Source organism: bacterium (assembly GCA_012517375.1).
GTDB lineage: Bacteria > Hydrothermota > Tepidihabitantia > B3-TA06 > B3-TA06 > JAAYVC01.
On the sequence record JAAYVC010000101.1, the window covers coordinates 20,207 to 32,529 of the forward strand.

The following is a 12,323-nucleotide window of genomic DNA, read 5'->3' on the forward strand; positions in this document are numbered from 1 at the left end:
ATATTGATTTAATATAGTATAAAGAGTGCCTCTGATGGGAAAAAAGAAAAACTTAAATGTCAAGAAATCCCGTTTGATTGTCGTTTCGAATCGAAGTCCTTACTTTTTTGAATCTTATAAGGATGGAATAAGGATGACTCGCAGCGTAAGCGGCATGGTTACAGGTCTTGAACCCGTGCTTGCTTCCACTCGGGGGATGTGGATAGCGTGGGGCGCTCTTCCAAAAGAAGTGACTGATAGAATCTTCCGCATTCCTCCTGAAAATCCCACCTTTGACCTTAAGTTGATACAGCTGGATGCAAACGAGATAAATCGTTATTATCTGGGATTTTCCAACAGTACGCTCTGGCCCCTGGCTCATAATTTCCTGGGCAGAACAGTCTACGAGGAGCAGGATTGGCATGTTTATGAACAGGTAAACGATAAATTTGCCCAGGCTGTTGCGGAGGAGATTCGATCGAAAGATACAATCTGGGTCAATGATTATCAGCTTTCGCTGGTACCTGGAAAAATGCGCGCCCTTGGAGTCAGAGGAAAGATTGGATTTTTCTGGCACATCCCTTTTCCGCCACTTGACCTTTTCCGCACCCTTCCATGGCGCAAAGAAATAATTTCGGGTCTTCTCGGTTCGGACCTTGTAGGCTTTCACTGTCGTTCATACGCTAACAACTTTCTTCAGGCGGTAGAGGAACTCCTGGGTCTGGATGTATCTTTCTCAAAGGGGCTTATTCGAACCAGAAGACCCGTTCAGGTTGCGGCTTTTCCAATGGGAATAGATTACAAGAGGATACAATCGCTTATAAAATCCAACAATGCAATAGATACGGCGCGGAAGATACGCAAGGAACTGGCTGCCAAGCATCTTGTCCTTGGAGTTGACAGGCTCGATTATTCAAAGGGTATTCCCGAACGTCTAGCCGCAGTTGAGAGATTTCTTGAAGAAAATCCTGCATATATCGGAAAATTAAGCTTTATCCAGGTTTCGGTTCCGAGCCGCATCCAGCTTCCTGAGTACGCTAAGATGCAATCGGAGGTCGAAAACGCCGTAGGAAGGATAAATGGACGCTTCTCGAAGAGGGGATGGGTGCCGATACACTATTACTTCAGGGCATTGCCGTTTGAAGAACTAGTAAGCTATTATATGGCTTCAGATGTGTGTTTGATAACACCTCTTCGCGACGGCATGAACCTGGTTGCCAAGGAATACATTGCTTCCCAGAACAGAAACAGGGGAATGCTTGTTCTTTCGGAGTTCGCAGGCGCTGCAGAGGAGCTCAAGGAGGCAGTGCTTGTAAATCCTTACAGCATACCATCGATAGTAAGAGGCTTGAAAAAGGCGCTGGAGATGAAACCGGGCGAACGCTACTTCAGGATGAATGAGATGCACCAGCGGCTTAAGCGCCGCGATATAGAAAAGTGGGGAAGGCTGTTTCTTGAGAAATTATCCAGACAGATAGAAACCAAGCCCGTAAAGAGAAGACCGTAATGCAATCAAACGAGGAGCTTTTCAATATATTAAGGAACGCCCGCTCCCGCCTCCTGATGTTTGATTTCGACGGAACCCTTGTCGATATCGCGCCGACTCCAGGCAGCATAAAACCGTCCCGTGATCTTGGAGATTTGCTCAACTCCTTATCCAAAAAGACCTTAACAAATGTTTGCGTGATAAGCGGACGCATTATATCCGATCTCGTTAACTACCTTCGAGATGTAAAAGGAATCGCACTGGCAGGATGCCACGGAGCCGAGATTAAAATTCCTGGAAAGAGAAAAATACTTCTCGCGGATCAAGACAAGATTCAATCACTAATAACCCAGCTCAGAGAATATTTAAAACCTTTCTTCAATGAACCAGGCATAATTATCGAGCTGAAACCATTTTCACTGGCAATGCATTTCAGGCTGGCTGAAGAACAATTAAAAACTCGCGCTAAAAAAGAATTTATCGCTCGCGCAAAGAAATTGAACGGTAATGGAGATATGGAATTTCTCGAAGGGAAGATGGTTCTTGAATTCAAACCGAAGTATGTAAACAAAGGATTAGCCGTAAAATATATCCTTAAACATTTTATTCCCGAAAAGGACTCTCTTTGCGTTTATTTCGGTGATGATACCACAGATCTTGACGCATTTGCAGCGCTTCCAGAGCGTTCAATCAAGGTCGCGGTAGGTGAGAAGATAACGGGGAAGGCTGATTATAATATTCATTCACCTGAAGATCTTCGTAATCTAATCCGGAGGTTGGTAAAATGAAAGGTTTAACCATGCTTGAGGAGTATACTCCTGTTGAAGCCCAGCGGGAAAGCGAGTTGCATTTTCTGGATTGGGCATTTTTGATACAGCAAGTGGCCGCTGTGTCTTTGCTGCTGGTTAAGTTGTTGAATCCGAGCACCTTAAAAAACCTTGGCCCTGCATTGGATGTTATTTCACAGAATGCAAATGGATTTCCGCTCATCATCTTTATCGCTCTGCATCTTGCAGCCGTAATCCTGATACTGTTTGTAAAACGGCCTGTAATACCTACAATCATATGGTCATGGCTTGGCTTAATGACAATCTACTCGGTAATTGAGTTTATCCTTGGTGAAAAAGGTATTGCCAATCTGGCCGGAATAGGTCTATCCGCACTCTGGGGCGTCTACTTCCTTTTTTCCAAGCGCATCAAGATTCGTTACTTTTATAAGATGGCTTTTAATAATGCGGTGCGGACAATTATCTGCCCCAGATGCAAAAAAGAGGTTTTTATCGACACTAACGAATGCGGCGACATTCTTGCTGAAGATGAAACGCTTAATGCTCTCCAAGCGCGTATCGGGGATATAATAAATGTGCCTTCGCATATACGGGCTGCCCAGATAGAACTCACGGATTCACGCTTCGGCTCCAGAGCGCTCGGTTTCTTTAAGGAATTGTACCAGAAGGAAATAAAGTCTCTTGCCCCGAATGCACAGATAGCTTCTGCACTCATGAAAGTAATCTCGAAATATCCTTCCGAGTCATCACCTAAACCTCAGATAAAGAGCAAACCGTCCGCAACAAAACCAATGACCTCAAAAGCCTTGTCCAAAAAGGATGCAAAAAAGACGCAGAAACCATCATCAAAACCTGCAGCAAAAAAGAGTCCACCAAAAAGAAGCCGGCCAAAGTAACACACTGTTTTCGAGTTTTTGAAGGTGTATGAGAAAGTGTTACGGGGTGCTACGAGGTGTTACGTCTTAGACTGACGCTACGTATAGGAATACTTAGTAGAGATACGGGTGTTACGGGTATGGGGCTTGACAAACTCGAAATTTTGATTAAAGTAAACTTGTGAATACCGAACGCAAGCTCGAAACACTTGGTACGGCGGCGCAGTTCGATCTCTGCGGCGCCTGTCTGAACCCAAAGAACGACCCGAAGGCGCACCGTCAGAAGGGCCACATGGACCGCTGGGTATATCCTGCTGCAATGCCTGACGGCAAGACTATTCTTCTTTTCAAGGTTCTGATGGCAAACAGGTGCGAAAACAACTGCCTTTACTGCGTAGCAAGGAAGGGGAACGACCAGCCTGTATTATCCTTCGAACCTGAAGAACTTGCACGGTTGTTTATTGAAATGCTTGTCAAAAGACTTGTTGAGGGATTATTTCTCTCTTCTGCAATCCTTGGGAACGCGCAGCGGATGATGGACAAGATGCTGGCTACAGTCGAGCTTTTGCGGTTTCGATACCGCTTTCCTGGTTATGTTCACCTCAAGGTGCTTCCTGGATCGAGGATGGACCAGATTGAGCGGGCTGTACAGCTAGCAACAAGAGTAAGCGTGAACCTTGAGGCGCCTTCGCCAGAGCGTCTTTCCTTAATCGCGCCGGATAAGAGGTATGCCGAGGATTTGTTTAAGCAGATACTCGTTATGCACAAGCTTATAACGAAGTTCAACGAAGGAATTAAAGGTATTCCGCCAAGGGGACAGACCACCCAGTTCATAGTGGGCGCCGCAGGCGAATCGGATGCAGAGATTCTCGGAATAACCAATACTCTTTACGGCAAGCTGAACCTCTCAAGGGTCTTCTTCAGCGCATTCCAGCCTGCAGAAGGCACGCCGTTCGATTCAAGAAAACCTACGCCATTATTAAGGGAACACAGGCTGTACCAGACCGATTTCCTTTTTCGCAGATACGGTTTCAAGCCAGAAGAGGTGGGATTGACCCAGGAAGGCAATCTGCCTTTGTCTAAAGATCCGAAAACGATATGGGCGGACGCTCACCCCGAGTTTTTTCCTCTGGAGATAAATACAGCCCCAGAACACGCTCTCTTAAGGGTTCCCGGACTAGGTCCCAAAACCATCAGAAAAGTCTTGAAGATACGGAGATATCACAAGTTCAGGAGCATTGAGGAGCTTGCAAACCTCGGAATGCGCACAAGAATCTCCTCAGGGTATCTATTGCTTAATGGCCGTCTTGCAAGCTCTCGATACACGCAAAAGGAGATCTGGCAGCCTGAGAAGATAGTTTTCGGAAAGATAACAGAGGCGCCCCTTCCCAACTTACCGTAAAAAATCACGGCTCTTGACTTGTCGCTGCTTCGTGCTACAATCAGACAAATTGTAGCACGAAGCTTGAAATTTGATAAGGAGCATAAATGAATCTTGTACGTTTTGGCGTTTCCATGGAAAAAGACCTTCTTAAACAGTTTGATTATTCAATTGAAAAGAAGGGGTATCCGAATCGTTCAGAGGCGTTCAGGGACCTTGTCAGGCAGTGCCTTTTAGAGAAGATTGAATACGACCCTGCAACGTCCTCGATAGGAGTAATCTCGTTTGTTTACGAGCACGAGCATAAGGATATTTCGAGAAGACTTGTAAGTATAGGTCATTCGAAGCTGGGTGAAATAATCTCATCCCTTCATATACATATTGATGAACACCAGTGCATGGAGGTAATAGTAGCTAAGGGTACGGCCGAAGAACTGAAAAGGCTATCCGATCAAATCCTTGCGTCAAAGGGTGTCCTTCACGGCCAGCTAATGCTTTCTCCGCTCAAAAAACACCACTAACCATACAAACTTTTACGTCGCATGTAACATTCTAGTTACACTTGACACGTATATATTTTTGACTATCCTATGGTATGCAATCAACAGTTGACAAAAAGACCCACGATTTATGGGCAAGCCGTATGGAGAACCCAGATCTCCTTACCAAGGCTACAGACATGATAAAAGATATCCTGGGTGAGCGAATCGGCGAGATCAGAGCCGATAAACTCGGGATACACTACATCTCCGACAGCCGCATCATAATGTCTCTCTATGCCTCTTTCCCTTACCTGCGCATCTCTTTTGCACCTGCAGCTGGCCTTCTTCTTCGCGAAGAGGAAACCTTCGACGTGTACCGCTACAACTTCTGGGAAACGACCTGGCGCATGACTCACGAATGTTATACAGGAATGTCCGTGTGGATTTCTGAGCCAAGACATCTCAAGGTCTTTCAATCTTTATTAGAGAGGATTAAAGCCGGAAAGGGATAATCCTTTCGTAATTCTAAAAATTATTAAGGCCCCCGCAGGGGGCCTTTTCTTAAATAAGCTAAGCTCCTCGGGAGGGATTTGAACCCCCGACCTAGTGGTTAACAGCCACCCGCTCTACCGCTGAGCTACCGAGGAATTTCCAATAAGCCTGGAGTATAGCCAGGAAAAAACTCGTGTCAAGAATTGGCTCATCTCAGCAATACGAACTTCGCCGTGTGTGCGTCCGTTGATGTGTGAAGAACGGCAAGGTAGAGCCCTGAAGCGGCGGGCATCCCCTTCGGAGTCAACCCGTCCCAGAAGGCGCCCATGTTATCCAGTTCTGTCTGAGTTGTGTAAACGCCTACGCCTATCTCTTTGAAGTCGTTGGGTTCGAGAGGCTCCAGTTCCTTTTCGATAACGAGCTCGCCGTTCAATGTATATATCCTTATTTTCACGAAGGTGGACGCCTTGTTCAACCTGAATGGAAAGTAAACTCTTGCCGAGGCTGCGGCGTAGAAAGGATTAGGATAGGGAGCAAGAAATTCGTTTCGAGAAAAGGTGTCTGCCGTATCAGGCAAAGGCTCGATAGCCCTATATGCGTCGGGAATGCCGTAGCCGAGAGTGTCGTTAGGACTAGCGTACATCGTGGCGCTCCGCTCAAGAAGCGAGATTATAGTGTCGGGATTTCCTCTGTACTCGGGGTGCGCCTCGAGCATCAGGGCTGCGGTTCCGGATATCAGAGGAGCGGCATAAGAAGTGCCGGAGTTGTAAAAATACAAGCTGAGCGAGTCGTCTATGTTTATGACGTATACTCCGCTTGCCGGCGCGACGAGTTCGGGCTTAAGACGTCCGTCAGAGGTGGGACCTACCGCGCTCCCCATACTGGAAGGGGTCTGCGGCCACCATGAACCAAGCGTATCGACGCCGCCCACAGTCAGAATGCCCTTTGCATCGGCAGGAGGAATAATATAAGGGGATGCACTTTTTACATTACCGGCCGCATTTACTACAAGAACGCCCCTTTCGGCAGCCATCGTTGCGGCCCGCGATGCCGGTGATGTCAAGCCGTTTCTCTCGCTGTATTCATACCACTCTCCATAAGCGAGGGATGAATTTACAATATCTACGCCTTCGCGCTCGAGCCATTCAAGACCTTCTATCCAGATATCCTCCTCCGATTGAATCTCGTAGGTAAGACCGTACTTGTTGACGTGCTTTTCGGTCTTGGCTACGTAAAGCTCTGCAGCAGGCGATGCGCCTATGTATCTTGAGCCCTGGTATCCGACTGCCAGAGCAGCCGTCCTTGAGCCATGAGCGGGATGGGTATAATTATTCACGTCAATTCCATCCTCCAGAGGGTCATAGTCCGTATCACCGTCGCCTCTTTCCAGCCAAACGATCTCGAGATTGCCGCTATTCGAAAAAGCGGAAGGCAGATTGGAGAATCCGTCAGGAGAAAGGGGAGAGGGAGCATCCCAGTTCGCTTGTGAATTTCTTTTCGTCATAAATACCTGACCGGCTGATTCAAAAACAGCCTTGAGAGCGCCTTCATCATCAATGAGGTCCACGTTGTCAATAACTGCAAACGGCACCGGATGCTTGTAGGATGTCCAGGAGGTCCCGGCTCCGTCAGTTTCGTAAGAAACAAGGTTGTATTCGCCGGACGATATCTCCGCACACAAAAGGTTGTTGTTCACCATATCAAAGGCGACGACTCTACCGCTTGCAGGCGAGGAGATAGCGGTGAAACTGGCTCCGGCATTCAGGCTTCTTGCAAGGAAAAGTCTTCCTTGAGTTAAATCAAGGGCGGATACAATAATCGTATCTCCTGAAAGAGAAGCCTTTGGCTGGTCGAGTATGCCGCCGGGCGATATTACTTGGAGGCTTAGCTGCCAGGCAAGACTGGTCCCCGTTCTCACTGCCTTGTTGAAGTACACGTTTCCGTCGTTCTTGACGTAAAAAAGAAAAGTCGTATCGTTTCTTGTGAGGATAAATGGGTTTCTTGAGTCGGTATCCAGCAGGCTCTTGCCGAAGGCTTGTCCTTCATAGTTTAGCACTGCCCACCTTAAATCCCTCGCAGTCAAGCCGTAATCTGATCCAGCCGAGCCTGCCTCCCACAATAAAACCAGCGAAGAATCCCCGGATGCCGCGTATGAACGAACAACGCCCTGCCTGTCTGAGAGTACGGCGGGGGTAAGGGGAATCGGGTCTGACCATCCCGAAGACGTGCGTCTTGATGCGAATAGTACCCTTGCGGATTGAGAATTCTCGGGCGTCGAATCGGATATGAATAAAAGCCATTGCCCGTGAATCTCCGGCTGCTGAACTATTTCGTAGTTGTGGATGAATGATTCATAACTTCCTTCGCTTTCACTCCAGACCACAATGTCGTCGCCCGTTATGAAATCGTGCTCGGCTCCGAGCTTCAAGGTGTTGAACACCGGATGTTTTTTGTGAAGCCCTGTATCAAGGAAACCTATTTTAACGCCGTTCCCGAATATGCCTAGGTTGTGAACGGCAGGTATATTCAGGAGCGCAAGCTGATGATATGTAGGACCGAAGAATGCCGAGTCTATCGATTCCTTTTTCTGGATTTTTGTATCATCCGGCTGACTTATATTCAATTGGGTACAAGCAACCGGCTCCAGAGAGCGAACGAACGACATGTTCCTGAGACCGGGCAGAAGCAAGCTATCAGTTTCAACGCTTACTGCGTTAAGCCAACGCGAGCGGGTTCGAATCCTGGCGCCTGAAATCTCAAGAAGTCTTATGTACAAAGGATTGAGCGGCAGGTCCTCCTCGGCGTACTGAAAGCCAAGTGCCGACGCCGTTCTGCGCATCCCAGTTTCGGGCAGCACCCGCATGATCCCCGGTGCAGTATTCTGAATCTTATCCTTGAAATAGACCCAGTAAGGCTCCGCAGCAATGCCCAATGATACAAATAAAGCGATAGATATAATGCTCTTCATTGCATACCCCCTTTACAGGTTTGAAGTTTTTTTATAACCCGGCCATTGTGCCGACAAGTGCGGCAATGACTATTATAAGTATAAAAAGTACAACCCATACACCTAGACAGATGAGAGAGATAATGAGGCATGTGTTTCCCACTTTCTTTGCGCGCTCCGAAAGGGAACCGGATTTCAAGATTATGGCAATGATGATGCCGAATATGGGACTAACAACTGAGTAGACATAAAGGAAAGTGAGATTAAGAAGGTACAGGATATCGATGGTCGCTTCGAAGCGAACCCTTTTTCTTTCGTCGAAGTTCATCTCTTGATTCATGACTCCTCCTTTTTGAAAAATACCCGGCATAGGAATCGAACCTATAACCTACGGATTAAGAATCCGCCGCTCTGCCTAATTGAGCTAGCCGGGCGGTTAAGGTTTAATTCTACGCGGGATGCAAAGGCTTGTCAACAACCCGTACCCTTGAGGGGCATTTTCATATTTACCTGGAACCTCCGGTTCCCTCTAAAGGAAATAACACCGCAGTACACCCCACAAAAACAACAAGTTTTTTGCGGGGACACCATTATTGGGTCCGAAGAAAACAGGGAATATTTTTTCCCACAATTTGTATTGACAAAAATACATCGATAGATACAGAAATATCGGTAAGACAGGGAGGAGAGCTACCTGCCCAAGCATCCGGGCTTAAGGACGGTGTTGTCTGTCTTGCTATAAACAACCTATAGGAGGCTCAATGTCAACCCTAAAAAAACTCGTCTTTTTCTTTGCTCTGATGCTTACAAGCGTGAACGTCTTCGCCGAACAGCTTGAGGGCTCAGGGTCGCCTTGGGGAGTCAAAGGTACAGCGACCGTAACCTCTAACTTCGGTTACCTGGGGCATACTTCTTACGGCGCCTACGGTGAGTGCGAGTCATCCGGAAACTATGGATTGCTGGGCAGTGATTCGTACGGGGTTTTCGGGAAATACGGCTCTTCAAACACTTACGGGTTCCTGGGTTCTTCGAACTACGGGGTTTACGGCAGGCATTCTTCAGGTAACTACGGATATCTCGGCACCTGGAACTATGGCGCTTACGCCCGCAACGCAAACGGCAACACTGCTATTCTGGGCGATCCGACAAGAGGAATCTATGCGTACGGAACGGGAACAAATTCCTTTGCAGGTCATTTTTCCCACTCAAGCGGCACTTATGCGTATCTGGCAGAAAACGCTATGGCCGGCCATTTCAAGGGCGCTGGAACGGAAGAAGTCCATATAGGTTTGCCTGGAATCGGTTTAAACGCCCGTGGCAGCGAATATGCGGGCAACTTCATCGGCGATGTCAATATCTCAGGCGACCTCTACGTTTCAGGCGACAAGGACAACGTCATTAAGCTCGACGACGGCAGCTGGGTGACCATGTCAGCAACAGAGGCTCCGTATCCGGAGTACACCATATCCGGACGTGCTAAGCTTGTGAACGGCGCCGTAAGTATTGAATTCGAGGAGCCTTACCCGCAGGTGATCTCAAAGGAAATACCAATAAAGGTCATAGTAACACCAGAGGGTTCTGCCAGTCTTATTTACGTCAAGGACGTTTCGGTTAAGGGCTTCACCGCCGCATCAGGGTTCGGCGACGAAAACGCAACCTTCAATTGGATAGCTATCGCACGCGTGAAAGGCAAGGAACAGAAGCAGGACTACAAAGCGGTCACTGCAAAGATGCAGAGACTGGAGGTTTCCCAGAAACTGCTAGGACTCTCGACTTTAAGCCTTCCTTCGTCGCAGAACGGGGAGGAAACCCACCAGGTGCAGTCGTCTTCTGAAACGAATCTATCCGTTGAAGACGTTGGCTCTACAGGCACAGTAAACATTCACTACCAGCTTCTGAAACAAGCCAGCGTTACGCTCTCCGTGTTTGACGTATCAGGCAGACAAGTGAAGACGCTTGAAAGCGGTCAAGCGGGCGCAGGCAACCACACCCTCTCATGGGACTGTACGGACGATGCAGGGCGCAAGGTTTCAGCGGGCGTCTACTATGTGAGACTCGATGACGGCACAGCCGTTAAGAATGCAAAGGTGACCATAATAAAGTAAAGAAAATTGTTTTCGTCCGCAGGGCGGCGAAAGTCGCCCTGCCCTCATCATGCTCTTCCAGAGTTTCCCTCTCCCGATGGGAGAGGGATTAAGGGTGAGGGGGATATCTAATTCCATTTCCCTGATGGAGGGGGTAGGGGGCGGGGGGACTCTTGACAGCTCCCATAATCCACATTAAAATCGCACATGGCAACACCCGTAACACCTTCCAGAGGGTGTAAAGCTAAAAAAATTCCAAACTCCCTGACCCGAAAGTGTGCGCGTCTCTTTCGGGTTTTCTTCAAGCACCAAACGTAGGAGTGTTAATGAAGGTCGATGTAATTTCAGAGCCTGATCCATTTTTAGCTAGAGTAATTATCAAGGGGAAGTGGGAAGGCAACCGCAAAGAAGCTGAGAATCTCCTTAGGCAAGTCTCCGCAAATTGGCCTGCCGGAACGGATCGCGTGAAATTCATAATCACTTGCGGAGGCTTCATAAACTTCGATTGGCCAGAAGACATAACTCAACGAGACATCCCAGACGCTACAGAACCGCCGCCTGAAGTAGTCGAACAGCTCATAGCGGAAGCCGATAAAGCCGCAAAGGCTTTCCTCGAAGGTTCCCTTAACAAGGAGTTGACGAAAGTGTCCGATTATATTACCTTGGGATTCGACTCTCAAGATGAGAGAAGCAATCGGCATATAGAGCTTGTTCTCTTGGCTGGTCTTTCAACCACGCTTCGGCATTGGACGGGAAAATCCTATCCTACTTGCGGCCAACAAAGAGGCTTGGTAAGAATAACGGATTTGCGCACTCACTTCATCCACTCTAACGACATTGGGCGAATAATGCTGCTGGGATGCTTTGATTTCCGTATGTTTGTCGATGGGAGGGCGTCACCTGGCGGTTGGAAAAAGGATTGCAAGAAGAGTATAAGGGAGATGGCGAAAAGCTTTTCTCCCGAATTGGTTCTACATCACCCACATTCGACAGATTCCGCTCGAATTTGGTCTGCTGGAAGTCTATTCAAACTTGTTCCATCAGTTCAAAGGTACGCCAGTGCAGGAAGGTATTATTACGATGGAAAAAAACCCCGGTCGCCATTAGACGAAGTGAGGCAAGCAACAAAGCGTGGTTTGAATACAATCGACTTCAAATTTTCTTAACGTAGTGGCCGACCTTCAGGTCGGCCCGTTTTATTTCTAATGGTTGCTGAGATTGTTATGGGCTATGTGTTTCTTGGTTCGCTCGTGACGCTCATCGCAAGGAAGATGGGGCGATAAATAAATCTCACGCGTCTACTTCGTACCCGCGCGGGAACCCTGAATTCTACTCCACAAGGAGCATTCCCTTCGGTAATAGATTGCCACGGTTGCACGATGCAACCTCGCAATGACACTTATTTCTCTGGCTCCTTGTAAATTCGCCACTCGGCGACGAGGCCATCCGCGATTCGCGCTGTCCAGACGAAGGTCGTACTTGATTCTTCCTCAGGTGTGAGGTGCGAGCCCATTACAGAGCCGATAAGGGCAGCATCAGAGCCGGAGATGAAAACCTTGTGCACGTGAATCTTGTAATCGGGATAGAGCCTGAAATACTCCTTCCAACCTTCGAGCATCCTCTCCCTGCCCTGAGTTCTCCCGCCTGCGTAATCGATAAAGACGTGATCGACACTCATCATATCGTCAAGTGCGGAAACGTCCTTCCGGTTTATAGCATCCACGAATTCAAGAATCGTTTGTCTCGGATCGTGTTCTTTCTTTTTATTCATGCACTGGCTTCACAATCACGAAATTAGACCCGGCGTTT

At 47.9% G+C, this 12,323-nt stretch carries 11 protein-coding genes and 2 tRNA genes; 8 read left to right on the forward strand and 5 right to left on the reverse strand.

The window, feature by feature from the left end:
* Window positions 1–25 precede the first annotated feature (25 nt).
* The 6 genes from GX441_10930 to GX441_10955 all read left to right on the forward strand — a co-directional run bounded on the left by GX441_10930 (window position 26) and on the right by GX441_10955 (window position 5,503).
* The gene (locus GX441_10930) at window positions 26–1,486 is read left to right on the forward strand and encodes a trehalose-6-phosphate synthase (protein ID NLI99158.1); all 1,461 of its coding nucleotides are present in this window, start codon (window positions 26–28) and stop codon (window positions 1,484–1,486) included.
* Entirely contained in the window at window positions 1,486–2,253 is a 768-nt protein-coding gene (gene otsB, locus GX441_10935) for a trehalose-phosphatase (protein ID NLI99159.1), read from the forward strand. Before GX441_10930 ends, otsB begins: the two co-directional genes overlap by 1 nt.
* The gene (locus GX441_10940; protein NLI99160.1) at window positions 2,250–3,149 is read left to right on the forward strand and encodes a hypothetical protein; all 900 of its coding nucleotides are present in this window, start codon (window positions 2,250–2,252) and stop codon (window positions 3,147–3,149) included. Before otsB ends, GX441_10940 begins: the two co-directional genes overlap by 4 nt.
* A gap of 160 nt (window positions 3,150–3,309) precedes the next feature.
* On the forward strand, window positions 3,310–4,530 hold the full coding sequence (locus GX441_10945; protein NLI99161.1) for a putative DNA modification/repair radical SAM protein: 1,221 nt from the start codon (window positions 3,310–3,312) through the stop codon (window positions 4,528–4,530).
* Between the two features lie 86 nt (window positions 4,531–4,616).
* Window positions 4,617–5,030 carry a nickel-responsive transcriptional regulator NikR gene (gene nikR / locus GX441_10950; protein ID NLI99162.1) on the forward strand — a complete coding sequence of 138 codons (414 nt, stop codon included), beginning with the start codon at window positions 4,617–4,619 and terminating at the stop codon, window positions 5,028–5,030.
* Window positions 5,031–5,104: 74 nt separating this feature from the next.
* Window positions 5,105–5,503, forward strand: a complete 399-nt coding sequence (locus GX441_10955; GenBank protein NLI99163.1) for a hypothetical protein — start codon at window positions 5,105–5,107, stop codon at window positions 5,501–5,503.
* A 63-nt stretch (window positions 5,504–5,566) separates the two neighbouring features.
* On the opposite strand, the gene GX441_10960 is transcribed toward GX441_10955, so the two are convergent.
* The 4 genes from GX441_10960 to GX441_10975 form a co-directional block, all read right to left on the reverse strand.
* A tRNA-Asn gene (locus GX441_10960) sits at window positions 5,567–5,638 on the reverse strand.
* Between the two features lie 53 nt (window positions 5,639–5,691).
* Window positions 5,692–8,451: a S8 family serine peptidase gene (locus GX441_10965; protein ID NLI99164.1), complete on the reverse strand. Its 2,760-nt coding sequence runs from the start codon at window positions 8,449–8,451 to the stop codon at window positions 5,692–5,694.
* A 31-nt stretch (window positions 8,452–8,482) separates the two neighbouring features.
* Entirely contained in the window at window positions 8,483–8,770 is a 288-nt protein-coding gene (locus GX441_10970; GenBank protein NLI99165.1) for a hypothetical protein, read from the reverse strand.
* 20 nt (window positions 8,771–8,790) lie between these two features.
* A tRNA-Lys gene (locus tag GX441_10975) sits at window positions 8,791–8,864 on the reverse strand.
* Window positions 8,865–9,191: 327 nt separating this feature from the next.
* Here GX441_10975 and GX441_10980 point away from each other — a divergent pair.
* Window positions 9,192–10,535 carry a T9SS type A sorting domain-containing protein gene (locus GX441_10980; protein ID NLI99166.1) on the forward strand — a complete coding sequence of 448 codons (1,344 nt, stop codon included), beginning with the start codon at window positions 9,192–9,194 and terminating at the stop codon, window positions 10,533–10,535.
* Window positions 10,536–10,840: 305 nt separating this feature from the next.
* Window positions 10,841–11,680, forward strand: a complete 840-nt coding sequence (locus GX441_10985; GenBank protein NLI99167.1) for a hypothetical protein — start codon at window positions 10,841–10,843, stop codon at window positions 11,678–11,680.
* 233 nt (window positions 11,681–11,913) lie between these two features.
* On the opposite strand, the gene GX441_10990 is transcribed toward GX441_10985, so the two are convergent.
* Complete coding sequence (locus tag GX441_10990; protein ID NLI99168.1) at window positions 11,914–12,285, reverse strand: nuclear transport factor 2 family protein; 372 nt, start codon at window positions 12,283–12,285, stop codon at window positions 11,914–11,916.
* Window positions 12,286–12,323: the final 38 nt, after the last annotated feature.